The sequence below is a fragment of the Sphingomonas sp. GW821-FHT09B04 genome, assembly GCF_059418285.1.
The window spans coordinates 256,038-282,403 of sequence record NZ_JBWKPO010000002.1 but is presented as its reverse complement, the minus strand read 5'-3'; the positions used below and the strand labels follow the sequence as shown (position 1 = coordinate 282,403).

The 26,366-nt window shown below is 65.3% G+C and carries 22 protein-coding genes and 1 tRNA gene; 8 read left to right on the top strand and 15 right to left on the bottom strand.

Annotation, left to right across the window (positions count from 1 at the left end; genetic code table 11):
• Window positions 1–14 precede the first annotated feature (14 nt).
• On the top strand, window positions 15–2,378 hold the full coding sequence (locus AC07NK_RS07260) for a putative bifunctional diguanylate cyclase/phosphodiesterase (RefSeq protein WP_495169915.1): 2,364 nt from the start codon (window positions 15–17) through the stop codon (window positions 2,376–2,378).
• 153 nt (window positions 2,379–2,531) lie between these two features.
• On the opposite strand, the gene AC07NK_RS07255 is transcribed toward AC07NK_RS07260, so the two are convergent.
• Complete coding sequence (locus AC07NK_RS07255; protein ID WP_495169914.1) at window positions 2,532–4,913, bottom strand: putative bifunctional diguanylate cyclase/phosphodiesterase; 2,382 nt, start codon at window positions 4,911–4,913, stop codon at window positions 2,532–2,534.
• A 380-nt stretch (window positions 4,914–5,293) separates the two neighbouring features.
• Between AC07NK_RS07255 and AC07NK_RS07250 the strand changes: the two genes are divergently transcribed.
• Window positions 5,294–7,357, top strand: a complete 2,064-nt coding sequence (locus tag AC07NK_RS07250) for an amidohydrolase family protein (RefSeq protein ID WP_495169913.1) — start codon at window positions 5,294–5,296, stop codon at window positions 7,355–7,357.
• A gap of 19 nt (window positions 7,358–7,376) precedes the next feature.
• Here AC07NK_RS07250 and AC07NK_RS07245 read toward each other — a convergent pair whose 3' ends face one another.
• Window positions 7,377–8,102: a LytTR family DNA-binding domain-containing protein gene (locus tag AC07NK_RS07245; RefSeq protein WP_495169912.1), complete on the bottom strand. Its 726-nt coding sequence runs from the start codon at window positions 8,100–8,102 to the stop codon at window positions 7,377–7,379.
• A gap of 44 nt (window positions 8,103–8,146) precedes the next feature.
• The gene (locus AC07NK_RS07240; RefSeq protein ID WP_495169911.1) at window positions 8,147–10,105 is read right to left on the bottom strand and encodes a TonB-dependent receptor domain-containing protein; all 1,959 of its coding nucleotides are present in this window, start codon (window positions 10,103–10,105) and stop codon (window positions 8,147–8,149) included.
• Window positions 10,106–10,289: 184 nt separating this feature from the next.
• On the opposite strand from AC07NK_RS07240, the gene AC07NK_RS07235 reads away from it, so the two are divergent.
• Entirely contained in the window at window positions 10,290–11,189 is a 900-nt protein-coding gene (locus tag AC07NK_RS07235) for a hypothetical protein (protein ID WP_495169910.1), read from the top strand.
• Between the two features lie 11 nt (window positions 11,190–11,200).
• Here the strand turns inward: AC07NK_RS07235 and AC07NK_RS07230 are convergent, their stop codons facing one another.
• Window positions 11,201–12,691, bottom strand: coding sequence for an alpha/beta fold hydrolase (locus AC07NK_RS07230; RefSeq protein WP_495169909.1), 1,491 nt, complete (start codon window positions 12,689–12,691; stop codon window positions 11,201–11,203).
• A gap of 291 nt (window positions 12,692–12,982) precedes the next feature.
• Between AC07NK_RS07230 and AC07NK_RS07225 the strand changes: the two genes are divergently transcribed.
• Complete coding sequence (locus AC07NK_RS07225; RefSeq protein WP_495169908.1) at window positions 12,983–13,969, top strand: HupA family protein; 987 nt, start codon at window positions 12,983–12,985, stop codon at window positions 13,967–13,969.
• A gap of 68 nt (window positions 13,970–14,037) precedes the next feature.
• Here the strand turns inward: AC07NK_RS07225 and nusG are convergent, their stop codons facing one another.
• The 6 genes from nusG to AC07NK_RS07195 all read right to left on the bottom strand — a co-directional run bounded on the left by nusG (window position 14,038) and on the right by AC07NK_RS07195 (window position 16,608).
• Complete coding sequence (nusG, locus tag AC07NK_RS07220) at window positions 14,038–14,574, bottom strand: transcription termination/antitermination protein NusG (protein ID WP_066576721.1); 537 nt, start codon at window positions 14,572–14,574, stop codon at window positions 14,038–14,040.
• 23 nt (window positions 14,575–14,597) lie between these two features.
• Complete coding sequence (secE, locus tag AC07NK_RS07215) at window positions 14,598–14,795, bottom strand: preprotein translocase subunit SecE (protein ID WP_495169907.1); 198 nt, start codon at window positions 14,793–14,795, stop codon at window positions 14,598–14,600.
• 205 nt (window positions 14,796–15,000) lie between these two features.
• Window positions 15,001–15,255: a hypothetical protein gene (locus AC07NK_RS07210; RefSeq protein ID WP_495169906.1), complete on the bottom strand. Its 255-nt coding sequence runs from the start codon at window positions 15,253–15,255 to the stop codon at window positions 15,001–15,003.
• Window positions 15,256–15,495: 240 nt separating this feature from the next.
• Window positions 15,496–15,747, bottom strand: coding sequence for a hypothetical protein (locus AC07NK_RS07205; RefSeq protein ID WP_495169905.1), 252 nt, complete (start codon window positions 15,745–15,747; stop codon window positions 15,496–15,498).
• A 188-nt stretch (window positions 15,748–15,935) separates the two neighbouring features.
• Entirely contained in the window at window positions 15,936–16,508 is a 573-nt protein-coding gene (locus AC07NK_RS07200; protein WP_495169904.1) for a YqaA family protein, read from the bottom strand.
• 23 nt (window positions 16,509–16,531) lie between these two features.
• Window positions 16,532–16,608, bottom strand: a tRNA-Trp gene (locus tag AC07NK_RS07195).
• Between the two features lie 256 nt (window positions 16,609–16,864).
• Between AC07NK_RS07195 and rplK the strand changes: the two genes are divergently transcribed.
• Entirely contained in the window at window positions 16,865–17,296 is a 432-nt protein-coding gene (rplK, locus tag AC07NK_RS07190) for a 50S ribosomal protein L11 (protein WP_495169903.1), read from the top strand.
• Between the two features lie 4 nt (window positions 17,297–17,300).
• A complete protein-coding gene (gene rplA / locus AC07NK_RS07185; RefSeq protein WP_495169902.1) occupies window positions 17,301–17,999 on the top strand; it encodes a 50S ribosomal protein L1 in 699 nt (232 codons plus the stop codon).
• Window positions 18,000–18,092: 93 nt separating this feature from the next.
• On the opposite strand, the gene AC07NK_RS07180 is transcribed toward rplA, so the two are convergent.
• The 5 genes from AC07NK_RS07180 to AC07NK_RS07160 form a co-directional block, all read right to left on the bottom strand.
• Entirely contained in the window at window positions 18,093–18,809 is a 717-nt protein-coding gene (locus AC07NK_RS07180) for an anti-sigma factor family protein (protein WP_495169901.1), read from the bottom strand.
• Window positions 18,802–19,314, bottom strand: a complete 513-nt coding sequence (locus tag AC07NK_RS07175; protein WP_495169900.1) for a sigma-70 family RNA polymerase sigma factor — start codon at window positions 19,312–19,314, stop codon at window positions 18,802–18,804. The genes AC07NK_RS07180 and AC07NK_RS07175 overlap by 8 nt, the downstream gene beginning before the upstream one ends.
• Window positions 19,311–20,483 (bottom strand): glycosyltransferase family 4 protein, encoded by a 1,173-nt coding sequence (locus AC07NK_RS07170; protein ID WP_495169899.1) that lies wholly within the window; start codon window positions 20,481–20,483, stop codon window positions 19,311–19,313. The genes AC07NK_RS07175 and AC07NK_RS07170 overlap by 4 nt, the downstream gene beginning before the upstream one ends.
• 111 nt (window positions 20,484–20,594) lie before the next feature.
• A complete protein-coding gene (locus AC07NK_RS07165; protein ID WP_495169898.1) occupies window positions 20,595–21,749 on the bottom strand; it encodes a PepSY-associated TM helix domain-containing protein in 1,155 nt (384 codons plus the stop codon).
• The gene (locus tag AC07NK_RS07160) at window positions 21,749–23,827 is read right to left on the bottom strand and encodes a TonB-dependent receptor domain-containing protein (RefSeq protein ID WP_495169897.1); all 2,079 of its coding nucleotides are present in this window, start codon (window positions 23,825–23,827) and stop codon (window positions 21,749–21,751) included. Before AC07NK_RS07160 ends, AC07NK_RS07165 begins: the two co-directional genes overlap by 1 nt.
• 186 nt (window positions 23,828–24,013) lie before the next feature.
• Here AC07NK_RS07160 and AC07NK_RS07155 point away from each other — a divergent pair, with 186 nt between their 5' ends.
• Both AC07NK_RS07155 and AC07NK_RS07150 read left to right on the top strand, forming a co-directional pair.
• On the top strand, window positions 24,014–25,732 hold the full coding sequence (locus AC07NK_RS07155) for a DEAD/DEAH box helicase (RefSeq protein WP_495169896.1): 1,719 nt from the start codon (window positions 24,014–24,016) through the stop codon (window positions 25,730–25,732).
• Between the two features lie 173 nt (window positions 25,733–25,905).
• Window positions 25,906–26,361: a YaiI/YqxD family protein gene (locus AC07NK_RS07150; protein ID WP_495169895.1), complete on the top strand. Its 456-nt coding sequence runs from the start codon at window positions 25,906–25,908 to the stop codon at window positions 26,359–26,361.
• Window positions 26,362–26,366 lie beyond the last annotated feature (5 nt).

The window sequence follows — 26,366 nt, the reverse complement described above, 5'->3', positions numbered from 1 at the left end:
TTATTCGAGAGGGTGTGACGAGCCAGACAACCTCTCAATTCGCGCGACCGCGCATCGATGTGCGTGCGTTGCTCGGCCTGTACGACCCCGCGGACACCACCGACTGGGGCCCGATTCGCGCCGCCCAGATGAACGCCGGCAGCCAGCTCGCGCTGTTCATGCTGGCCGCTAATGTGATGGGGGCGGCGCTCATCACGCTCAATTTCGCGCCCAACTTCGCGTTTTGGAAGCTCGCAAGCTGGAGCGCGCTGGTCGCAGCGGTCGGCGTTACCGTCGCCTTTCGCCGCCTCGCGGTGCGGCACCGCACCGAACGGACCGCAACGCTAAAGGACGTGCGCGAAACCGTGCTCGACGGCATCTCGCTGGGAGCGGTCTGGTCAATCGCGCCGCTCTTCTTCGGGCCATCCGCCAATGCCGAGCAAGCCGCGGCAATGTGGATCGTGCTGTCGATCCTGATGGCCGCCTCCGCGGTCGCCATGGCCGCATTGCCGCTTGCGACAATCTCCTTCCTCGTCGTGCTGGGCGGATCCGCAGCGATTTCGCTCGCAGTCTCTACCGCGCCCGCGCTGGGCGCCGCCTCGCTCCTGTTCACCGCGTTGCTGATCATCGCCTGCTTCTCGCGCGGCAAGGCGCTGGTCGTGATTCGCGCTAACGAGATCGCACTCGCCGAGCGAGACGAGACCGTCAGCCTGTTGCTGCGCGAATTCGAAGACAAGTCCGCCGACTGGCTCTGGGAAACCGACGCGCAGCGCCGCGTGGTGCGCGCCAATCCGCGCTTCGCCGTTTCGCTTGGCGTCGATCCGATGGCGATCAACGGCATGCCGTTCCTTCAGGTGCTCGCGGGCACCGCGTGGGAAAGCGGCAATTTCTCGCAGGGGCTGCGCGAGATGGCCGAACGGATCAAGCTGCGCGAACCGTTCCGTGACCTGCTGCTCCCCGTCTATGTCGATGGTGTCGAGCGCTGGTGGGAAATGACCGGGTCGCCTCGCTTCAACGAGGAAGGCGGCTATGTCGGTTTTCGCGGGGTCGGGTCCGATGTCACAGAAGCCCGCGAATCCGCGAACAAGATCAGCCGCATGGCGCGCTACGATCCGCTGACTGCCCTGCCCAACCGGCTGCTGATCAACGAAGCGCTGAGCCTTGCCATGGCCGAGGCCGAGAAATGGGGCTCGCGCTGCGCCTTCATGATGATCGACCTCGACCGGTTCAAGGCGGTCAACGACACGCTCGGGCACCCGGTCGGCGACCGGCTGCTGACCCGCGTATCGGAACGGCTCAAGCAGTTGATGACCGCCAATGACGTGATCGGGCGGCTCGGCGGTGACGAGTTCGCCGTGGTCGTGCGCGACGCTACCGACAGCGCCGCAGTCGAACGGCTCGCGCACTCGATCATCAGCGTGCTCTCGCAGCCCTATGAAGTCGATCAGCACACGCTGTTCATCGGTGCCAGCGTCGGCCTCGCAGTCGGCCCGCGCGACGGGCGGACCGCGGAGATGCTGATCCGCTCGGCCGATCTCGCGCTCTACCGATCCAAGGATGCGGGCGGCGGCGTCTTCCACGCCTATGAACCCGAACTCCACGTCCAGGCCGAGGAACGCCGTGTGCTCGAAATGGCGCTGCGCGCCGCACTCGAGAATGACGAGTTCCATCTTCTCTATCAGCCGGTGGTGCAGGCCGGCAGCGGCAAGCTCACGGGGTTCGAGGCGCTGCTGCGCTGGACGCATCCCGAGTTGGGCAACATCTCCCCCGTCAAGTTCGTGCCGCTGGCCGAAGAAGCACGCCTGATCGCGCCGATCGGCGAATGGGTGCTGCGCGCGGCATGCATGGAAGCCGCGACATGGGACGACCCGATCCGCGTCGCGGTCAACGTCAGCCCCGATCAGCTCCACAATCCGGCCTTTGCCTCGTTTGTCGCCGCGGCGCTGCGCGACAGCGGTCTGCGACCCCAACGGCTCGAACTCGAAGTGACCGAAAGCGTCTTCATGCGCGAAGGTACCGCCGCGGTCCGCACGCTTGAGGCAATCCTCGACATGGGCGTCCACCTCAGCCTCGACGACTTCGGCACCGGCTATTCGTCGCTCGGCTACCTAAGCCGCACGCGCTTCTCGTCGATCAAGGTCGACCGCAGCTTCGTCCAGGGTGCGTCCAAGGGGAGCAAGGAGGCGATCGCGATCATCCGTGCCGTTGTCGCGCTTGCCGACAGCCTTGGCATGGCCACGACCGCGGAAGGGGTGGAGACCGAAGACGAGCACCGGCTGGTCCAGGCGCTGGGCTGCACCAAGGTCCAGGGCTATTATTTCGGTCGCCCGTTGCCGGTCGTCGAAGCCCGCGACCTCGCTATTCGCGACGCAAGCGGCGGCGCCAGCGTCGCCGCCTGACTGCCGGGCGATCCACGAGAGCATCAACCCGCCGCCACCCTCGTCTTGTATTGGGGTATCTGGTGCCACCAGCAACGGATCGGAAGCTAAGACCACGCGATGGCCCCGGGACGAGGCCGGGGTGACGGCGTTCCGCGCCTTCCGCGCGCGCGCCTAAGCCGCGGCCGAGCGCGCCGTCAGCGCCGCGTTCCGTCCCGGCATCTCCGGGGAGATCAGCCGCGCCCATTCCTCGACCCAGCCTGCGGGATCAGTGCACGGCGCTGGCCTGCGCGCCAGCACACCGCGCCTGTAGCGGCCGATCGATGCGGGTTTTCCGACCAGATAGCCCTGGATCTTGTCGCAGCCTTCGGCGAGCAGCAACTGCATCTGCGCCTCGGTCTCCACCCCTTCAGCGATGATCGACATGCCCAGCCCCTTGCCCAGCCCGATTACCGCGCGGACGATCGCAAGCGATTCCCGGCTGGTCGTCAGATGCTCGATGAACGAGCGGTCGATCTTTACCTCGTCGAACGGGAAGGCGCGGAAATAGGCGAGCGACGAATAGCCGGTGCCGAAATCGTCCATCGCGATGCCGACACCCAGCGCCTTGACCCGGCGAAGCGCCATCAGCGTCCCGTCGGGATCGCCGACCAGCAACCCTTCGGTCACCTCCAGATCAAGCCGGCGCGGACTTAGCTTCGCGTCGGACAGTGCCGACGCGATCACATCGGTAATGTCGGTCTGCGCGATCTGGGCGGGTGAGAGGTTGACGGAGATCTTGAGCGGCTGCCGCCAGCGCCCCGCCTCGCGGCACGCGGTGCGCAGCACCCATTCGCCGATCGGCACGATCATCCCGCCATCCTCGGCAAGCGGAATGAACTCAGCCGGCGGGACTTCGCCATGTTCTGGATGAGTCCAGCGCAGCAGCGCCTCGAACCCGATGACCGCGCCCGTCACCAGGCACGCGATCGGCTGATAGACGAGGCTGAGTTCCCCGCGTTGGAGCGCGAACTGAAGATCGTGCTGAAGCTCAAGCCGCCGGACCAGTTGCGCGTCCATGTTTGCGTCGAAGAAGCGCATCGCGCCGCGCCCCTGCGCCTTGGCACGATAGAGAGCGAGGTCGGCCTTGGTATGCAGTTCTTCCGCGGTCGCGGCGTTGTCGGGGTGGATCGCGATGCCGATGCTCGCGCCGGTGCGGATCGATCGTCCCGCAACCCGCATCGGCACCGCCAGCGCGTCCAGAATTTCGCGGGCGAGCGAGGCCGCACGATGCGGTTGATCGCCCCCGGGCTGGACGATCGCGAACTCGTCGCCGCCCAGCCGCGCCAGCGCCTCATGCCCGGTCATGCACTCGCGGATACGCCGGGTCACCTCAACCAGCAGCGCGTCACCCGTCGCATGGCCATGAACGTCGTTGACCGCCTTGAACCGGTCGAGGTCGAGGCAGAGCAGCGCGACCGGAGCCTCCTCGCTCGACCGCGTCAGCGCATCGGCAAGCAAATGGTTGAGGCTCAGCCGGTTGGCGGCGCCAGTCAGCGGGTCGTGCGCGGCAAGGTGCGCAACACGCGCCGCCGCCGCCGTCTGTTCGGATACGTCGCGCAACACCACCAGGTCGCGCTCGACTCCCAGCAACTGTCCTCGCCGGAACGCCATCTCCACATCGATCTGCTCGCCGTCGCGCGCGCGCAACTGCGTGTTGAAGAAACCGGGCCCGCGCCGCTGCGGCGCGTCGCTCGGCACCTCAGGCAGCAGTTCGGACAGGCTGAGCCCTTCGGGCGGGTGCACCGGATCATATCCCGCCAGCCCCCAGAAGGTGGTGTTGGCGTCCACAATCACGTCGTTCTCCAGAATCGCTAGCGCCTCCAGTGCGCTTTCGCTGAAGCTCTTGAGCCGCTCTGCCTCGTGCTGTGCGTGCCGCGCGATCCGCGCTTCGGCTAGCGCGGTGACTAGTCCAACCGCCAAAATCGCCGCCGCCAGCGTCGCGATCAATAGCGCCAGCGTTTCGGATTCGATCGTGCTCGGATCGATCATCAGCCCCGATTCCGGGTAGATCGTCACCGCAGCCATTGATCCGAAATGAATCGAGACGATCGCCAGCACCAGCCCGAGCGCGGGAAGCGCGGGAATCCGCCGCCAGCGTCGCTGCGCCCAATGGAACCCGGCATAGCTAAGCACAATCCCGACCCCGACCGATCCGGCGATCATCGAGGTGTCATAGGTGATCCGCCCGGTCGTCTGAAGCGCCGTCATGCCGGTCTTGTGCATTGCCGCCACCCCGACAGCGAAAATTGCCGGGGCCGCCAGACGCCAAACCATGCTCTTCGCAAAGAAGGCGCGCCATGCCGCAGTCGATGCCGCTACGCCGACCGCGATCGACAGGATCGTACGCAGCGGGTCATAGGCAGTGGGCAGATGCGGCTGATAGGCGAGCATTGCGATGAAGTGGGTCGCCCAGATGCCCCCTCCGGAAACGAAACCAAGCGCCGCAAGCCAGCGCAGCCGCCGCTGGGCGCGCATCTCGCCGATCTGGGCCGCAAGCATGAAGGCAGTCAGCATCGAGAGCAGGCAGACGACTGCCGCTACAACGACAAGTCCGAAGTCATGCTCCGTCGTCAAACAGGAAAGCACGCGCAGCACGGCCCCTCCCTAAAGAAGATCAAACTAGTATCAGGTTATTATCAACCAATGAAGACTTGACTGCATTAGAACTCAATCCATCGACTCGCGCTATTCCGGTATATGGATAGTAAAGATCGACGAAACCAATCTTGTCGGTAAGCATGTCCGCCGACGCAGCACGGACGAACCGGCCCACACCCCTGCAATGCTGCGACGCGTTCCGGAATTCGCCAAATGGAAGAATGTCGCCGGTCGAAGGCACGTTGCTTTTGCGGCACGAGCTTGTCACGCTCGTCTTCCCCGCCTCTGGAGATGTTATGCGCCTTGCCCTGATCGCCGCACTGCTCGTGTCCGCCGCCCCCGTTCTGGCACATGACGCGCCGGCGCCCGCCCAGGCATCGAAACCCGTCCCCAAGGAACAGTTGCTGCCCCCGCCGGCGGACGCGGTTCACTATGTGGTGGTGTCCGAAGCCGGCAAGCATGGCGACCAGTGGCGCTGGCAGCTTCCCGATGGCCGTACCGCCTATCGCTGGTCGCAAGAGCTGCGCGGCTGGATCACCGAGATGGATCAGGTGAGCAGCATCGCGCCCGACGGCACGATCACCGCGCTTACCGTTCGCGGCGTCACCATGTCGGGAGACGCCGCCGAGACCTTCCGGGTCGAGAATGGCCGCGCGATCTGGAAGACCGCAACCGATTCGGGCGAAGCGCCCGCGGGCGCCTGGTACATCCCCGCCGGTGGCGTCGACATTGCAGGCGCGCCGATGATCGACAAATTGGCGGCCGCGGGCGATGCCGGCATCGACTTCCTGCCAAGCGGCAAGGGCCGCATGACATTCGGCCAGACGCTGACCATCACCGGTCCTGGCGGCCCCAAAAAGGTCCAGCTCGCCTTCATGAAGGGTATCCTACCCTCGCCGGTTCCCGTCTGGCTCGACGCGGACAAGCGATTCTTCGCCAATATCGGCCATATCTCAGTCATTCCGGCTGGCTATGAAGGCGCGCTCAAGCAGCTTCGCGACGCGCAGGACGCGGCGACCGCGGCGGAGGTCAGGCGGATCGCACAACGCTTCCTCACCCCGGCCGCCAAAGCGCCGGTGCTGTTCGACAATGTCCGCCTGTTCGATGCCGACAAGGGCGCTTTCCTCGCCGATCGCGCCGTGCTTGCTCGCGATGGCAAGATCGTCGCGATCGGTGCCGCCGGCTCGGTAAGGGCACCCGCCGGCACGCGCACGATCGACGGCCGCGGCAAGACGCTGGTCCCGGGCATCTGGGACAGCCATCTGCATATTGGCGACGACTGGAATGTCCTCGCCAATGTCGCCAACGGCATCACCAGCTTCCGCAGCCCCGGCACCACCTTCGACCGCGCGGTCGATGCGACCAAGCGTCGCGCCGCGGGCACATTGCTGATGGGCGAACCCTTCATCTCGGCGATCATCGACAAAAAGGATCCCCTCGCAGCGCAGGGTGCCGAGGTGGTCAGCAGCGAAGCCGAAGCGATCGCCGCGGTCCGCCGGATCAAGGGTGCCGGCCTCTGGGGCGTCAAATTCTACACATCGATGAACCCGGCCTGGATCGCCCCGGCGGCGGCGGAAGCGCATCGCCTCGGCCTGCATGTCCATGGCCATGTCCCGGCGACGATGAAACCGAGCGAAGCCGTCGCTGCAGGCTATGACGAGCTGACTCACCTCAATTTCGTCGTGATGGAATCGATGCCGCGTGCGGTAATCGACAAGGCCAATACCCGCCAGCGGATGGAGGGTCCGGCGCGCTACTTCAAGGACGTCGACCTCGACGCCCCGCTGATGACGGGCTTCGTCGCCGATCTTGCGAAGCGCAAGACCATCGTCGATCCGACGATCGTCATTTTCGAGGGCTTCCTGACCCAGGACGGCGGCAAGCCGCATCCGGCCTACGCCCCCTATATGGGCATCATCTCCCCCGTGGTCGAACGCTCGGCCTTCACCAGCAGCGGCTATCCGCTCGTTGAAGGGCTGACCCGCGATGATTATCGCAAGAGCTATGCGAAGATGGTCCAGCTGGTCGGCAAGCTGCATAAGGCCGGCGTTCCGATCGTCGCCGGGACCGACGGCTGGGGGATCGAATTGATCCGCGAGCTCGAAATCTACCAGCAGGCCGGCTTCACCCCGGCACAGGCGTTGCAAAGCGCAACCATCCTCCCCGCCCGCGTGGTCGGCGCCGATAAGCGCACCGGATCGATCGCGGTCGGCAAGGAAGCCGATATGGTGCTGGTGGACGGCGACCCCTCGACCGAAATCGGCGCGCTCCGCCGCGTCGTCACAGTGGTCAGCGACGGCTATGTCATGGACGGCGACGCATTGCGCGAAGCGGCGGGCTACACCGGCCGGCCCAAATAGGGGGCGGCCACGGACGGGGCTATTGCAGCGTCTGCTGTGCCAGACTGTTCGCGTAACGGCTGGAAACCGGAAGCCGGCGGCCGTTGAGAAGTGCGACCTCGACGACGCCCTTCCGGTCACGCACCAGCAGGTCGATGTTGCGCCACGGCACCAGATAGGAGCGGTGGACTCGCACAAAGCCTGCCTTGCGCAACACGCGTTCGGCATTCCGCATCGTCTGCCGCCAGACGACGGTTCGTGTCTCGGTATAGAGCTCGACATAGTTTCCGGCCGCGGACGCGAACAGAATATCCGCCGGTTCGACCGGTGGATTGTCACCGCTGGGCGCGAGGTCGTGAAGCGACTCAGCCGACACCCGTACCGGGTACAGCGCCGCCCCGAGCAGCGCGACGCCCAGCAACGGCAGCCGGCTGAAGAACGCCCGTTCCGCGCCGGTGCCAAGCCACAGCGCCATGCCGCCGCTCGCCGCATAGGCAACACCGGCAAGGCCTAATCCCAGCGCGATCAGCTGCGATCGCTTCCGCGCTGGTCGGGCGAAGTGCTCAAAGGCCATCGCTCCGACGACCCACGGCCCCAGCGTCGCGATCGCCCAGACAAAGCTCCCGAGCAGCCCGGACCGCTCGTCGCTGAAGAACAGCTCGGAAAGCGTGCAATAGACGGCCCCCGCCGGGATCAGCGCCAGCGGAGCAAGACGCCGGGCCCCGGCGCGCCAGGATCGCGCGAAACGACCAACTATCTCTGTCATCGTCGTAACGTCCCTTTCGAGGCCTCATTCAACGGCATAGCATTTCAGAGCCGCGTCGTGAGCAGCAAGCGCCAATGCTGCCCCGTCACCGGTACAAGCGGGCCGTAGGGCGTTGCATAATAGCCCTTTCGGTCGAACATGTTCACCACCTGCGCCCTTAGCGAAACCTCGGCCCCGCCAAGTTTCACATCATATCGCGTCCCGAGATAGCCGAAGGGCACGGCGGAGACCTCAACCGCGCTCCGGCTGTCGCGGCGGCGCGACCCTTCGTACAGGATGTAGGTATCGATGCTCCAGCGATCCGTGAGCTTCTGCTCGAACGCGATCGTGGCGTTGAAGCTCGAGACGCCGGGCGCCTCGCGATTCACCAGCCCAGCATCGACCTGTTCGCCGGAAATCCGGGCGTGGACGATGTTGGCGCCGAGCACGACCGTCGTCGTCGGGGTCAGCTGGCCGGTCAGCGATGCCTCGATGCCGCGGTGGCGGACGGTGCCGACCGGGGCATAGATCGAATCCGATCGCAGGCCATAGATCGGCTTGCGGATGTCGAAGCCCGCGAGGATGAAGCCAAGCCGCGACGTCAGGTCGAACCGCGCACCGACTTCGTACTGCCGCGCTTCCACGGGCGGCAGCACCGCACCGCGATTCAGCGCAGCGTCGGGCGCAATCCCCGATTCCTCAAGGCCCGCGACATAGCTGGCGAAGAGATGCAGGCGCGACGTCGGATTCCACAGCGCCGACGCGCTGAAGAGCACCGATTTGTCGAGCTGCTCCGACTGCTCCCCGCGCGTATCGCGGAAAATCTTCTCATAGCGATTGCGATGCGCGCCCAGCCGCAGCTCGAAATCATCGCGGACCGACAGCTCATAGGTGGCACTCAGGATGCTCTGATTGACCTCGTCGCGGCTCAACGGCGCGTTCGTCGGGAAGTTCGGCTGCGGAACGGCAACCGGGTCGTCCCAGATGTCGAAGCTTCCCGCGGCAACCGCGATCGCATCTGCACGACGGCTGACCGAATTGCGCTGCCGGTACGCCAGCCCGACGCGATGGGTCGCTCCGGCAAAGTTGAAGGTCCGGAATGCCTTTACCTCGGTCGAGTCCGATCGGGCATCGGCTTCGGGCGTGTGATACAGCGTGCTGCTCACCCGCCCCGCCCCGTCGATCGACAGCACCGTCGTATCCGCGCGCGAGGAATCGCGGGTCGAGCGCACCGCGGAGGCCCCGAGCAACCAGTCCCCCGTCCGGTGCTCGATCAGCGCGCCATAATTGCCGCTGGTGGACCGCGACCTTGCCCATTCCGGGCTGTAATTATGCCGCGTCCGCAGCGGCGGTGGCGTCACCGCACCATCGGGCAGAATCGCAAGATCGCCATTGTTCGTCTGCCGGCTGAGACCACCGAAGACGCGCACCCGCGTCCCGGGCGCCGGCGACCAGCGCGCGACGGTGCCAACCTCGTACCGCGCCCCTTCCTGCCCGGTCGACCAATTCTCCTCCGGACTGATGAAGGTGTGCGCGACAATGCCGAGCTTGCCATCATCGCTCACCAGACTCCCAAGCGCCTCGACGCTGGGCGAACCGAACCCGCGCGTTCCCGCAGTGACGGACAGCGCGCTCTTCTGGCCCGGATCGCGCAGCTGATACCCGACCACCCCCGTCGGCAAGGGCAGGTCGAGCGCCGTCGCTGCAATGCCCACATTGATCGACGATCCAGACACCAGCGACTCCGACGGAAGCGCGTCGGGGTGAAAATAGAAGCCATCGATCCGGAATGCCCCGCCGGTCGAGATCAGGTTGAAGCCACGCGTCTGATAGGGGCTGTACAAGCCGACCTGATTGATCCCGACGGTCGCGCCAAACGCGTCTTCAGCCGATGTCGCCGCGCTGTCCCCGCTCTCACGGGTTTCACCGGGAGCCTCCGCCTCCTGCGCCGCCGCGGGGGCTGATGCGGCGGCGAACAGGGTGAAGGCAATCCCGGTGAAACAAGCCTGGATGGAAGATGACATGGGTGAAACGCCTCATTGGATCTGGTGCCGGGCAGCGCTGGCGCAACCGGCTCCCGGACCGCAATCGCGCAGGTGCGGTGGGACGAATCTTGTGACGAAGGGACGAATTCACGGTCACGCGAACCGCTATCCGCGCGCCAAATCAGAGCTTGCAATGTTGGAATGCGTTTCGGAACACTGGCAGATGGGCCGTCCGTTCAACCGACGCCAGGCGCAGGAGAATGACGCCTTCCTCGCCGCGCTGCGCCGCACCGGCAATGTGCGGGAGGCGGCACGCACCCTCGGCTTCCGCCACCCGACGATGATCAGGCGCCGCAACTGCGACGCCGCCTTCGCGGCGGAATGGGACGCGGCGCTCGCGCTGGCCCATGCCCACCTCAACGCTGCCAGGCCGGTGGAGAATCCGGAGCGCGAACCGTGCATCTTCCGTACCGCCGCGGGCCGTCTTCAGCTGCGTCGCGCCCGGCGGCGGCGGCTGGACCGGGAGGCGGAACAGACTTTCCTTGCCGCGCTCAGCGCCACCGCCAACGTCCGCCTGTCGGCCGCGGCGGCAGGGTTCACCCATTCGGCCTTCTACCACCGCCGCAAAGAGAGTCCCGCCTTCGCCCGCGAAATGCGGCTGGCGCTGGAGATGGGCTATGAACGGCTGGAGCTGGCGATGCTCGAAGCCGCCGATCCCGAAAGCTATCGCGACGACGCCTGGCGCCACAACGAACCGCCACCGATCCCGCAGCTCACCCCGAGCGAGGCCCTCCAGCTCCTCCACCTCCATCAAAAGGAAGTGCGCCTTCAGGCCGAACCCGATCACATCAAACGCCGCCGTGGAGAGAGCAGCGAAGCGCGGAGCTTCCGCCTCGGCGCGATGTACGAGGCGCAACAGCAGCGCGCCCGGGAAGCGTTCAACATCGCCGAAGCCGAACGCCGTGCGCGGGGGATACCCCATCTCTTCGGCCCCAAGATCCTTCCCCCGCCCGCACTCGATCAGGTCAAGGGTTGGAGCAAGGCCGATCCGGCAAAACGACCGCAGGATCGCGAGCTGCCGATGTTCGGCGGCTGGCGGATCGGGGACTGGAAGGGGAAATGAACCGGCTGGATTCAGTCCGGCAGGACAAAGGGCGGCAGTGTTGTCGCGGCCGCGCAGTTCCCGTCCAGCCCGCGCGTGGCCCCCGTGAGAAACAGCTTCCGTGCCAGGTCGTTCACGCAGTCGTTGGTCGGGGTATGGGTGCCCGGAAGCACGATATGGATGCCGTTCGGGAAATAGCGCAACGCGATCTCCCCCCAGCTCGGCGGCGTCACCGGATCGAGATTGCCCGAGACGAGTATCGCGGGGACTTGCGATCGAAGCGGACGATAATAGTCTTTCGGCACATCCCCCTTCGGCCACACCGAGCATGCGGCCATCTGGTTGCGCACACGCTGGGCGCTGATGAAGCTCCCCGCCGTCTCCTTTGCGACCTCCTCAGGCCGAATTCTCGAGACATCCTCTGTGCAGGTGAAGGAAAGCAGCAGGCCGGCGCGGATGCTCTGCGTGAACCCCCTGCTGCTCCGTAGTGCCGCCTCGGCGAACGGAACAAGGTCGCCTGCGCGCGCGCGTTTGAGGAGCAACGGCACGCGCCGCCCCGAATCGACCGAATAGAGCATCACGCGCAGCGCATCCGCGAAACCGGAAGCACCGAGGCGAACCTCGGTCGGGACCGCGGTCACCGGGTGGGGCACACGTACTCGGGCCGGTTCGGCGCGTAGCCGTTCGAGCACGGCCCGAAGGTCGCCGGCGATGTCGGGATAGGCAGCGCGGCACTGCGCGTCCGCCTGGCATTGCGCGACGAGCACGTCGAAGGCCCGCTGTGCCGCCGCGGCATGGTAAAGCGGCGCGCGGTTCTCGATCGGCACCAGACTGAAGAGCAGCGCCGCATGGACGCGCTTTGGGAACATCCGGATATAGGTGATCGCCGCGCGCGTCCCGTAGGAACCGCCCTCCAGATTTATCCTGCGATAGCCGAGCGCCTGCCGCAGCTCATCCAGATCCTTCATCGCGCTCATGGTCGTGTACTGGCGCAAGTCGGCACGCCGCTGGAGCGCATCACGGCAAGCGGCATAGCCCGCACCATCCGCCAGATAGCCGTTGAGATACCCCTGAAGATCTTCGTCCGAGCCGCCAAGGTTGCAATTGAGCGCCGTTCCCTCGCCGGTCCCCCGCAGGTCCAGCAGCACCACATCATGATTCTCGGATTGCCACCCGCCATGATAATATTGAGCCTGTTCGGTCGCCGGCTGGCCCGGCCCTCCGGAGAGAATGAAGACCGGCTCGCGCGGGCGGCTCGACCGCGAGGGCAGGATCACTACCCGCAGCGGGAGCATGCGCGATCGCGCGAGGCTGCGGTTCTCGGGTACCCGGAACGTGCCGCAGCGCGCATCCACATCCACCCGCTTACCCGCCCCCCCGTTCGCTTCCCTGGAGATGCGGCAAGGCGCGAGCGTCAGCCGGTCGTTGAGCGCAGGCGCCTTGCGTGGCGGAGGCGACGCCGCCGCCTGCGCCGTGCCGACGACCAGAAGGCTGACGATCCAAACCAGCAGGTGCCGTCGCATACGCCTCTCCCATCGATTCGAAGGGTCTCGCTTGAACATGCCACAACTTCGCGGTGGCCGCGCCCGCGCAAACACCTCGCGCCTCCAGCCCCTGGTCAGGTCACAGGTTGGACAAGGTCAAGCCGGAAATCGGCCTCAGGATCGCGCAGATCACCTTCCCCAAAATGTGATCGATTCAGCCATGATCGTGGCGATCGATTGAAGCTGACGCCCATTCACTTTCGCTATATCCGTGCCGAGCGATCGGCGGTTCCGGGGGGAACTCGCAGTCTTCTGAGAAGAGGGGGAGGAATGAGTAGGCTTAAGATTGTCGCGTGTGCGTTAGGCGTTGCAACCACGGCCTGTGGTGGCGGCGGCTCCCAGAACGGGAGCGGAACAATTATCGTCGCGAGCACCCCGACGCCAACGCCTGTATCGACAGTCCCCTATTTCCAGCTCGATTTATCCCGCTCGTTCCGGATGCCAACGATCGCGGCCGAGTTCCGGATGCTAAACCGCTACACTCAGAACACATCGCCTTATTACACATTCGAATCCGGCGAGGCCGTGATCACGGATATGAACGCCACGGTACTGAGCTGGGATCCCGAGAGTGGTGAACTGGGATTTTCAGGAAGAACAACAGAAATACTCAAGCGGCCTGAGCTATATCCGATCCACCCAGACAACGGCCTTAAATTTGCGAATTACTTCAGGACGACATCCGGGCACGCGACCCTATACGACTTCAATAGCCAGATCACTGCGCGCTTTGGATCTTATTCGAATCCCAAGTACATCTTCTCAGCGGTTGTCGAAGAATCATCTTCCTATTTCGAAAATCCGGCTAGGGCTAAGGTCAGTTCCAGCACGTACAAAACATTCATGATCGGCACCACCACGGTGCCCGGCGAGCTTCCAACAACGGGGACGGTTCGTTTCAACACCTCCTGGAACGCCAGGCTCGTTTCCCAGCACAGGGTGATGCCGATTGGCTGGACCTCCCAGCCGGTCCACGTCGACTTTGCCGCCCGCACTGTTCGCGGCAACATCCTGGCTGAGCAAACAGCGTATATCACCGGCACGGAGCCGCTTAAGATCCAGCTCGCTCTGGAAGCGAGTTACGATGCCTCTACGGGAAGGATCAGCGGCACGTTGCGCAATGCGGACGGTGCATTTTCAGGCCGCGTGCTTGGCTATTTCTATGGCCCCTTTGCCGCCGAGCTGGGACTGGCGATGCAAATGACCTGGGATAATGGAAAACAGCCGATCGCCGGTAGCCTGGTCGGGTGGCGCTAGCCGATCACCAAAACAAGAAGGCCGGAGCTTTCGCCCCGGCCTTCCGTAACTCTGCGATGTCGCGGTGATTACTTCGAGCGTTCGACCTGATCGAAGTCCAGCTCGACCGGGGTCGCGCGGCCGAAGATCGATACGCTGACCTTGACCTTGGACTTGTCGAAGTCGAGTTCCTCGACCACGCCATTGAAGCTCGCGAACGGGCCTTCCAGCACCTTGACTGCATCGCCGATCTCGTAATCGACCTTGATCTGCGTCTTCGGCGCGGCGGCGGCTTCCTCCTTGGTGTTGAGGATGCGTGCGGCCTCGGCCTCGCTGATCGGCTGGGGCTTGCCCGAGCTGCCGAGGAAGCCGGTCACCTTGGGCGTGTTCTTGACGAGGTGGTAGACGTCGTCGTTCATCGCCAGCTTGGCTAGGACGTAGCCGGGGAAGAATTTCCGCTCCGACTGGACCTTCTTGCCGCGGCGAACCTCGGTCACGGTCTCGACCGGAACCTCGACCGCCTCAACCAGCGCGTCGAGGCCAAGCCGCGTCGCGTCGGACAGGATCTGGTCCCGAACCTTGTTCTCGAAGCCCGAATAGGCGTGAATGATGTACCAGCGCGCCATGGATTATCCCGTTATTGGCTCAGTTATGCAGCCAGGCTGAGCAGGAAGTTGACGAGCGCGCCGAACGCGCGGTCAACGCCGAAGAAGAACAGGCCGAGCAGAGTCGCCATGATGAGCACCATCACGGCGGTCATCACGGTTTCCTTGCGGGTCGGCCAGACGACCTTCTTGGTCTCTGCCTGTACCTGACGCATGAATTCGAGCGGACTGGTCTTGGCCACCTGTTGCCTCGCAAATTGGTTGCCCGGCTTCGGGACAGGTTCCTCCGCCCGGCCCCTCTTGAGAGACCCGGCGAACACCCATCACGCTGTCGGATTGGGGCTGGTATCTAGCGAGTCGGGCGCGGCGGGGCAAGGCCTGTGTGCACGGACGAAAACGGGCGCCCGTATCAGGGCGCCCGCTGAGAGCCTTCACTGAATACCGGGTCTATGGGCTGTCGGGATCGTCGTCACCGCTCGCCAGCTCGACAATGCCCCAGACCATCAATCCTGCGACGATCGCGCCAATGACATAGATACCGGCTCCGACCTCGCTTTGCGCATTGCTGGCGCCGGACGCGGTCGATGCGCGGCTGGACTGCGGCGCGTTGGCGAGGCTGAGCGATTGCGCGGGCGATGCCTGCACCGCCGCTGCCGTAAACAGCGCCAGCGATGCGAACAACGCCGAGAGAAATTTGAGCATGTCCTTCCTCCTTCTTGGATCCGCGAAGACTCCGGACGCCGGATTGTCTTCAGACGCGATCTGACAGGAGGAGGCTCAACCTGCCGGCTACGCGCGCGTTCCGGCTGGTCGCTCGAAACGGGGCGAATGGCAGGCTGTGCAGGGCAAACCGTTCGCTAATGCAGCACGGTCATCTCGCGAGAACAAAAAAAATGGCGGCCTGAGCCGCCATTTTTCCCGACCATGATGATCGACAGCAGCTTAGTTGCTGTCCGAATCGCCACCGAAGATGTTGATCGCGCCGGTCAGCTCGAGCACTGCAACCACAGCGACGATGCCGCCGATGATGAACAGCGGGCTGATGCCTTCGCCCTGAGCGTTCGACTTCTTCGCGTCGGTCGCAGCGCGAACCGGCACGTTCTTCAGGCTGAGCGACTGCGCTGCCGAAGCGTGAGCGATACCGCTCATCGCCATCGTCGATGCTGCCACTGCAAGAGCAATCTTCTTAAACACGTTACTTCCCCTTCATGTGCACAAAGGCATGGCGCAGATAGCCGCGCTCGCCTAATTTCGCAAGCGCAATATTTCCGAAACAAACGGTGTAAGTGCGCAACTCATAACGCAATATTCATAATATTGGCTAACCCGATTCGCGAGCCTACCCGTTTTGACTGCACGGTCGGCAGTCACGGCATGAAAAACTAGATCAGCGCCACCACCGCGAATCCACCGATTAGCGCCGCCAGGACGATCCAACCAATCAGATTCAGCCGCTCCTCGAGCACCTTCTGCACAGGTTCTCCATATTTCTTGAGCAGGAACGCGACGAGGAAGAAACGCGCGCCGCGAGTGATGGTGCAGAGCAGGATGAACATGCCCAGCGGGTAATGCGAAAGACCGCTGGCGATCGTCACCAGCTTGAACGGGATCGGGGTCAGCCCCTTCACCAGAATCAGCGCCGCGCCGTACTTCTGATAGGCGGCGGTGAAGTCCTCGAACGCGCCGTGGCGGAAGAATTCGAGGACCTGATGCGCAAAGCCCGTCAGGAAATAGCCGATGGCATAGCCGAACAGGCCGCCCAGCACCGAGGCGATCGTGCAGATCGTCGCGATGCGGTACGCCTGATCGCGCCGCGCCAGCACCATCGGCACGAGCATTACATCGGGCGGAATCGGGAAGAAGCTCGATTCGGCGAAGGAGATTGTCGCAAGATAGCGGTTGGCGTGGCGATGGCCGGCAAGCCCCATCGTCCAGTCATACAGCGCGCGGAACATGTAGGGGAGATCCTCGGAAAGGATGGCAGGGGAGCTCGGACTCGAACCGAGGGCCTTCGGTTTTGGAGACCGACGCTCTAACCAACTGAGCTACACCCCTGTGCGGCCACCGCCCCTAAAGTTTGCTGTGCGGGAAGGCAAGAGGCGTGCGATCGAATCGCGACCACATCCTTCATGTCCGCTCAAATCCAACATGTATCCAACAATCAGCCGCGCTTGCCTTTGAGGCGCACTGGCGCTATGCGCGCCGCCTTCCAGAGCGACAGCATTGGAATTTGCGGGAGAGCGCCTCGGCACTCGCCTGTACCGCTAAACTTGAACCGGCCGGGGCGACCCGGCCAGCTAGAGAGTGAAACATGGCTAAGAAAATCACGGGCTATATCAAGCTCCAGGTGCCTGCGGGCTCCGCCAATCCCTCGCCGCCGATCGGCCCTGCCCTGGGTCAGCGCGGCGTGAACATCATGGAATTCTGCAAGGCGTTCAACGCGGCGACCGGCGAAGTGGAAAAGGGCACGCCCCTCCCCACCGTCATCACCGTCTATGCCGACCGCAGCTTCAGCTTCGAGACCAAGCAGCCGCCCGCGACCTACCTGATCAAGAAGGCCGTTGGCCTCAAGTCGGGCTCGAAGGAGCCGGGCAAGATCTCTGCAGGCAAGATCAAGCGCTCGCAGCTCGCCGACATCGCGACCGCGAAGATGAAGGATCTGAACGCGAACGATCTCGACGCGGCAACGAAGATCATCGAAGGCTCCGCTCGCGCGATGGGCCTCGAAGTGGTGGAGGGCTGATCACATGGCAAAGCTGACGAAGAAGGCCAAGGTCATGGCCACCGCAGTCGACCGCGAGAAGCTGTACGGCGTCGACGAAGCGATCGCGCTGGCGCAGAAGAACGCCACCGCCAAGTTCGACGAGACGATCGAAGTCGCGCTGAACCTGGGCGTCGACCCGCGTCACGCCGACCAGATGGTCCGTGGCGTCGTCACCCTGCCCGCAGGCACCGGCAAGACCGTGCGCGTGGGCGTGTTCGCCAAGGGCGCAAAGGCTGACGAAGCCCGCGAAGCCGGTGCGGACGTGGTTGGCGCGGAAGACCTGCTCGAGATCGTGCAGGGCGGCAAGATCGAGTTCGATCGCTGCATCGCGACCCCGGACATGATGGGCCTGGTCGGCCGTCTCGGTAAGGTGCTCGGCCCCAAGGGCCTGATGCCGAACCCGAAGCTCGGCACCGTCACCATGAATGTCGCCGAAGCCGTCAAGGCCGCCAAGGGCGGTCAGGTCGAGTATCGCGTCGAAAAGGCCGGCATCATCCATTCGGGCATCGGCAAGGCGTCGTTCTCGGCCGCCGACCTGCGTTCGAACTTCGATGCGCTGGTCGATGCGGTGGTCAAGGCCAAGCCGTCGGGCGCCAAGGGCAAGTATCTGCGCAAGGTCGCGGTCTCGTCCTCGATGGGCCCGGGCGTGAAGATCGACGTCGCCGAGGTTTCGGCGGTCTGATCCTCGCGACAGCGAAAAGAAGAAAGGGCCGGGAGCGATCCCGGCCCTTTCTGTTTGAGAAGCGCGCGACGCTCCGCCTCGGGGCCGTCGCGGTCAGCTTCGAACCAGTGTTTCCGCACGCGCGTCCATCGCGCCGGGTTCGCCGTCGCCGGTCAGCGCGTAAGACATGTCGTTGCGCCGCCAATAGGCCACCGATTGCAGCCCTTCACGCACCGCACTGGGGCGTTTGGGCGCATCGCTGCGCGACTTGAGCGCGAAGAGCGACAAACGCAGGCCGTCGCCCGTGGTCACCGCGACCTGAAGCGCCGGCCCCTCATCCGTGGGGAAGAGCTGGACATCGGTTACGCGCCAGTCGACGGGCAGCACGGGCAGGTCGATGCTGGTGCGACTCTCGATCTCCCGAGCGTCGAGCGTCGGCGCTTCGATCTGCGAGGGCATGTTGGCACGCATCATCGCGATCCGGTGCGAGCTGACGGCATAGTCGACATAGCCGGGCGTCCCCGCCGGCCATGCCAGCACCATCGACGCGGCGGCCGCCAGCGAGAGTCCGCCGAAGATCGCACCACGGCGGATGAACCGCTTCGACGATGCCATGCCCAGCCGCGACACCTGCGCGATCGCCGCGGGCGCGACCGGGCGCGGATCGTCAGCGAGCAGCTGTAGTGCAGTGCGATTACTCAGCTCCCCCATCACCCAAGCCGCACGATCGGGATCCTGCGCCAGCCGCGATTCGACCGCGAAACGCCGCGTGGGGTCGAGTTGGCCGTCGACATAGGCGTGGAGTTCGAACTCCGAAGACTGCTCAGCCATTTCCCCCTCCCACGATACGCAAGGGAGACGGCCCCTGTTCCAGTTGCTTCAATGAGTCGCGCGCACGCGACAGCCGCGACATCACCGTGCCGACCGGCACCTCAAGCACGTCGGCCACTTCCTGATAGGTCAGCCCCTCCACGGCGGTCAGGTGAAGCACCGTGCGGTGATGCTCGGGCAGGCTGGCATAGGCGCTGGCAATCCGCGACAGCCGAACGCGCTGCTCCTGCTCGAGGTCGGGATTGCGCTCCAGCGCTTCGGCGAGCCGGTCGTTACGGCGCGCCTCCGCCGCCTCGCGGCGCTTGCTCGAGATGAAGACATTATGGACGATCGCGAGCAGCCAGCCGCGGCGGCTGAATTCGGGCTTGAAGCTCTTCTTGCGCTCAATCGCACGCAGGATCGCGTCCTGCACGACATCGTCGGCATCCTGATCGTCGCGAGTCAGCGCGCGCGCATAGCGGCGCATCGCGATCAGTTCGCCGGGGATGTCGGCATCCGGGTTCACGCCGCGAGTTCCTGCAGCAACCGCGGTGCTGCGTCCACCCTGGCACGTCTGCGGGACAGGCAGCGGCGATAGTCCATCGCGACCCCGGCCAGTATGTCATCCCAGCGATAGCGCTCCGCTTCCTTGCTCGCCGCGGCACCCATTAGACGGCGCAACGACGCTTCCTGCATCAGCATCCGTGCCGCGCGCGCATAGGCAGCGGACGCGTGGGGAGCGACCAGCCATCCTGTGCGGCCGTCCGCGATCAGCGCCGCCGCGCTCGGCACATCGGCGGAAACGACCGCAAGCCCGCTCGCCATCGCCTCAAGATTCACGTTGCCGAACGCTTCGGTCACGCTGGGGTTGATCAGGATGTCGGCGCTTGCCACCGCGCGGCCCAGCGCCACGCCTTCCAGATGCCCCGCGAACACCGCATCGGGCAACCGCTTCTCGAGCCAGCCGCGCGCGGGTCCATGGCCGACGATGAGCGGCCTGACGGATTGATCCGAAGCCCGCAACGCATCGATCGTATCCGCGAACACGCCCAGCCCCTTCTCCTGCACCAGCCGCCCGAAAAAGAGCGGCACGACATCCTCAGGCATATAGCCGAAGGCCGCGCGAGTCGCTTCGTCGCGCAGCCCGGGGTGGAAGGCGGCGGGATCGATACCCCGACCCCAGACCGAGACACGGCCGGCACCGTGCTTGGCGGCAAGCTCCTCTGCGATCGGCAGGGTCGGCGCGAGGATGCGGTCGCAATCGCCATAGAAGCGGTCGAGATAGCGTTCGATCACCGGACGCAGGAAGCCCATGCCATAATAGGCGGGATAGGTTTCAAACCGGGTGTGCAGGCTCGCGACCACCGGGATACCCTGAGCTCGTGCCCATTTCTGCGCCTGTCGGCCGAGCAGGTCAGGCGCCGAAAGATGGACGATATCGGGCGCAAAGGCCTCAAGCTCCGCCCGTGTCGCGCGGGTCAGGCCAAGCGCCAGCCGGTATTCGGGGCGCCCCGGCAGCGCGAGCGAACGAACGGCGCGCACATCGCCCATGGATTCGAACGCCGGTGTCGGCGCGCGCGGGGAGAAGACGCGTACCTCCATCCCTTCCTTGCCGATCAGATGCGCCACCAGCCGGTTGAGCGCGCGGTTCGCGCCGTCGCGCACGCAGTCATAATTGCCGGAGAACAAGGCCACGCGGATCGGGCGGGCGGAGGCCCGGGCACGCGCTGTGCCGGTGGGAAAAAGCGGGGACGCGGAGACAGACATGCCCGGCATACGCGCGCCGGGGCAGGTTTATTCCCTTTGCTATCCAGTCACCCGGACAGAACGGTGTTGCCGTCGCCTGCGCAGCCACAGCATCCAGCCGGTGATGACGAGTGCTGTCGTGACGATTCCCGATACGAACACGAGCCAGCGCCCGACCGCACCGAACGCCTTCCCCGAATGCAGCGGATACTGCCAGGCGAAGAACTGGTCGCCCGCGCTCTCCCCATTGTCATGCCGCGTCGCGAGGACGCGGCCATCGGTCATCGCGACATAGGTCCACAGCCGCCCCTGATCGTCGCGATCGCGCGGGTCGAAGGTGCGCACGGCATAGGCGGCATGATCGGGCAGGACCCGCAAACTGTGCACCTGCGAGCGATCGGGCGTTACGGCTGCCATCGCCGCCTCGAGTCCGACCGGGCGCGCGGGCGGCTCGACATCGGGCCAATGTTCGTGAAGCCGCTCGTTGATCGGTGACATCAGCGCCACCGCGCTGCGGCTGTCGTCGGGCCAAGCCAGCGTCACGCCAGTCAGCGCAAGCACGAAGGTGACCGGCCACGCCCACATGCCCGGCGCACGGTGCCAGTCGAACAACCGGCGCAGGCTGCCCGGCTTGCCGGCGACCGCGAAGGCGCTGCGCCACTTCGCCAGCGCCGGCACCGCCAGCCACAGCGCGATGGCGTGATCGATCAGCCAGGCGAGCGACACCAGCCCGAAGAACCAGGTCATCCACGCGCCCGCGAGCAGATCGACATGCAGCCCGTAGAGGACATCCATCACATGCCGCCGGTCGAGCGATACCCTGCCGCTTTCGCGCCAGCCGAGCACGCGCCCGTCGCGCGGGTCGGCGAAGAGCTGGACGGGGCGCGGTTTCCCCTCCCCCACCGGCGCGCGGCCGAGCATCCAGATCGTGCCGCGCGGATGCGACGGCATCAGGATGTTGTTGGGCGCGAACCCCGGCAGCGCCGCCTGTGCCCGGGTGACGGCAAGGTCGATCGAGGCGTGCTGCACCGCCGCTGCGGGGATCGTCCGCAGATCCGGGTTCAGCCAGCTGTCGAGCTCGTCATAGAAGGTCACCGCCGATCCGGTGACGGCCAGCAGCAACAGCCACAGCCCGCCGAGAATTCCGAACCAGCGGTGCCAGATTCGCGCGAACGGCCGCCACCGGCGCGTTGCGGCAGGTGGCGGCAAGGTCATCAGTAGCGGAACGAGACGCTGAGGCGGATGTTGCGGCCCGGCTCGGGCAGACCGCGCACGATCTCATATCCAGCCACGTTGATCTGGCTGTAGTCGCCGACGCTGGCATGCGCGCGATATTGCTTGTCGAGCAGATTGTAGACCGCCGCTTGCAGCTCGATCATGTCGGTGCCGAACGGACGCCAGGTGCCCGAGATATCGACCACCGCATAACCCGGCTTGTCGATGAAATAGGTCTTGTTGACGAAGCCGAGCTGCTTCTCGCGGAACAGCACCTCGATGTCGTTGAGATCCTCATAGCGGGTCACGGTGGCGCGCAGGCTCAGATCCGACGAGGGTTCGAACGCGGCGGTCACCGCCCAGTTGTCGCCCACCGAATTGCCGAGCGCAATCTGCTCATACCCCTCGATCCGCTTGTCGTTGAGGCGCGAATCATAATGGTTGTAATAGCCCTCGATCGAGAACGGGCCGGTGCGATAGCCGGCGCGCAGTTCGAAGCCTTCGGCTTTGAAACTGCCGACATTCTCGTAATAGACTGCGTCCTGAATCGTACCGGGCGTGCGGATCGCACCGAGCTGGTCGAGTACGACGTCACGGATTTTGGTGCGGTAATAGACTGCGGAGGCGGTGATGCCGTTGCGGTCGTACTTCACACCGCCTTCGATATTCTCGACCCGCTCTGGCTTGAGACCGGGCGCAAGCGAGATGCGGCCGGGCCGCTTCTCGAGCGTGAAGCCGTCGCCGATCTCCTTGCCGCGAAACGCTTCGGCATAGCCGGCGTTGAGCGACAGGCCCGGCAGCACGTCGAGCGTCGCGCCCGCATTGAAGCTGACACCATCGCTGTCGATGCCATTGCGATAGGTCACCTGATCGAGGTCATAGGCATCATAGCGCGCGCCGAAGCTCAGCAGCAGCGGCTCAACCACGCGCCAGCGATCCTGGATATAGACGCCCATCAGCGCGCCCTTCTCCTCGAACCGGCTGACCGCCGGGTTCCACGCCCAGGGCTGCCACTTGGCGGGCGCGCCGAGATACTGGCCGACGACCCGGTCCGAGCGATGCTCGAACCCGACCGTCACGTCATGCCCGCCGCGGCGGATGCGCGCGCGGGCGTCGAAGCCCCAGCTTTCGATATCCGCGCCATAGAGACCCCAGCGGTCGGACCGGTCCTGCGTAAATTCGGTGCGCGTCCAATAGCCGCTTGCCTCAAGGTTGATACCAGCGCCGGTTTCAAAGCCGTAATTGGCGATCGCGGTCTTGCGCGTGCCCTCGACCCGAAACAGCCGGTCGGCCGCCAGCACCGGCCAATTGGGGCGCATACCGAATTCGCCCTCTTCCTCGCGCTGCTCATAGCTCAGCGTCAGGCGATGCCCGGCGCCGAGGTCGCCGCCGATCTTGACGAAGCCGAGCTGCTGCTTCGCCGCGGTACCGCGCAATGTGGTGCCGTTGCCATCCTTGAAGTCCTCACGATCGACATGCACGTACGAAGCGAGGATGCCGATATCGCCGGTCAGCCGCGCAAACGCGGTGCCCGACAGCTTGTAGCCGTCATTGCTGAACCAGCCGCCCTTGGCGATCACGCCGAAGTCGCGCCCCGCGCGCAATAAGTCGGTGGGATCGACGGTGCGGAAACGGATCGCGCCGCCGATCGCGCCGAAGCCCGAATCCGCCTCACCCGCGCCGGCCTGAACCTGTACCGTCTTGAGCAGTTCCGGCTCGATGCTGACGCGGCCGACATGGTGGAACAAGGTGCCGCGCTGCGGAGCCCCATCGATCGTCACATTGAGCATCGAATCCTCGAGTCCGCGGACATAGATCTTCTGCGCGATGCCGAGCGAACCGCCGACCGCGACCGAGGGGACATTGCGGAACAGATCGCTCAGGTCGTTCGCCTGCATCGCCTGAATGGCCTTGCGGTCCAGATCGACATCGGTCAGCGCGCCGACCACAACCACCACTTCATCGCTCTCCTCCGCCGCGGAAGAAGCCTGCGGCGCATCTTGCGCGCGGGCCTGCGGGATGATCGCGATCATGGCGGCGCTGAGCAGCAGCGCCGCGTAAGCGGTTTCAGTCTTCATGCTGGTTTCCCTGATTATTTCCCGGCGCGGTTAAGTGTTATTGCAACTCAAAGTCAATAAGACATGACCCTAAATTGCGTATCGCGCGACGCTCCGTCTCCGCCCCTCGCCAAACGCTCCATAATAGGCTAGGGGGCAGCACTTACCCGCGCCGTGCCCAATGGCCGCGCGACGATTGTGAGCTGCATGACCTTTACCCATCTCCCCACCAGCCTCGCCGAGGCGCTGGCCGCACGCGGCTATACCGACCTCACTCCGGTGCAGGCCGCCGTCACCGAAGAGACCGCCAAGGGCCGCGATCTCCTCGTCTCGGCGCAGACCGGCTCGGGCAAGACCGTCGCCTTCGGCCTCGCCATGGCCGACGATCTGCTCGACGACGGCAGCCTTCCCGCCCCGGGCCTGCCGCTGGCGCTGGTGATCGCGCCGACGCGCGAACTCGCACTTCAGGTCGCGAAGGAGCTGACCTGGCTCTACGCCTCGGCCGGCGGACGTATCGCCACCTGTGTCGGCGGCATGGACGCCTCGCGCGAGCGCCGCACGCTTTCCTATGGCACGCACATCGTCGTCGGCACGCCGGGACGTCTGCGCGACCATGTCGAACGCGGTGCGCTCGACCTCAGCAAGGCGCGCGTCGCCGTGCTCGACGAGGCCGACGAGATGCTCGACATGGGCTTCCGTGAAGAGCTTGAGGCGCTGCTCGACGCGACTCCGCCCGAGCGCCGCACGTTCCTCTTCTCCGCGACGCTGCCCAAGCCGATCGTCGCGCTCGCCCGCCGCTATCAGCGTGACGCGCACCGCATCTCGACCGTGGGCGAGGATCGCGGCCATGGCGACATCACCTATCAGGCGATCGCCGTCGCACCCGCCGATATCGAGCATGCCGTGATCAACCTGCTCCGCTTCCACGAGGCGGAGACGGCAATGCTGTTCTGCGCAACGCGCGACAATGTCCGGCACCTTCATGCCGGGCTGACCGAGCGCGGCTTCGCGGCGGTGGCGCTGTCGGGCGAGCATAGCCAGAATGAGCGTAACGCCGCGCTTCAGGCGCTGCGCGACCGCCGCGCACGCGTTTGCGTCGCCACCGACGTCGCTGCCCGCGGGATCGATCTGCCAACGCTCAGCCTGGTCGTCCATGTCGAGCTGCCGCGCGATGCCGAAACGCTTCAGCACCGTTCGGGCCGCACCGGCCGCGCGGGCAAGAAGGGCACCGCGATCCTGATCGTCCCCTATCCGCGCCGCCGCCGCGTCGAGATGACGCTCAAGCAGGCCAAGATCAACGCCGAGTGGCTCCCCGTCCCCGGCGCGGAAGATATCCGCGCCAAGGATCGCGAGCGGCTGATGACCAAGCTCATTGCCCCGATCGAGATCGAGGATGAGGACCGCGAGATCGCCGAGGCATTGCTGGCGGAGAAGACCCCGCTCGAAATCGCCGCAGCGCTGGTTCAGGCGCATCGCGCGTCGATGCCTGCGCCCGAAGAGCTGATCGACCGCTCGCCCGCCGAACGGGGCGCACCGGTCCATCGCCCGGGCTTCGACGACGTCGCATGGTTCCGTATGAACATCGGTCGCCGTCAGAACGCCGATCCGCGCTGGATCCTGCCGCTGATCTGCCGCCGCGGCCACATCACCAAGTCCGAAATCGGCGCAATCCGGATCGGTGCGGGGGAGACCCGCTTCCAGATCCCGAGCAAGCTTGCCGATCGCTTTGCCAAGGAGGTCGCCAAGACCGCCGGACAGGACGAGGACGGCGTGCTGATCGAGATGGCCGACGGCCCGCCCCCGCCGGGGACGCGTGGCGATCATGCTCCTCGCCACCACAAACCGCGTGACCATAGCCGGCCGGTCCATCGCGCGCGTCCCTCGGGACCGCCAAAGCCGCACCGCGGGAAGCCGCCCAAGAAGTAGCGCGATCCCTCTGCTCTTTCTCTCGTCATCCCGGCCTTGTGCCAGGATCCACCGCACCGCGTGGTAGTGGGCTTGCGGCTCTCGCCAGGCGCCATCCAAGAGCGACATGGGCCGCTGCACCCTGGACCCCGGCACAAGGCCGGGGTGACGAAGGGGGATTAGAGGAGCAGTTGATGGCCCACCCCCTCCACATCCTCGTCGACGCCGACGCCTGCCCGGTGAAGGACGAGGTATACAAGGTCGCGTGGCGGCGCGCGGTGTCGGTGACGATTGTCGCCAACGCCTTCATCCGCATCCCCGACCACCCGCTGATCGGGCGTGAGGTCGTGTCCGACGGGTTCGACGCGGCGGACGACTGGATCGCCGAACGGGCCGGGCCGAAGACCGTGGTGGTGACGGCCGACATTCTGCTCGCCGACCGCTGCCTCAAGGCCGGGGCGACCGTGCTCGCGCCTAGCGGCAAGCCGTTCACGACCAGCTCGATCGGCGCTGCGATCGCGACCCGAGCGATCATGGCCGATCTGCGCGCGGGCGGCGACCAGATCGGCGGACCGCCGCCGTTCCGCAAGGAGGACCGGTCGCGCTTCCTCTCCGCACTCGATGAGGCGCTGGTCCGGCTCGCCCGCTGACGCGT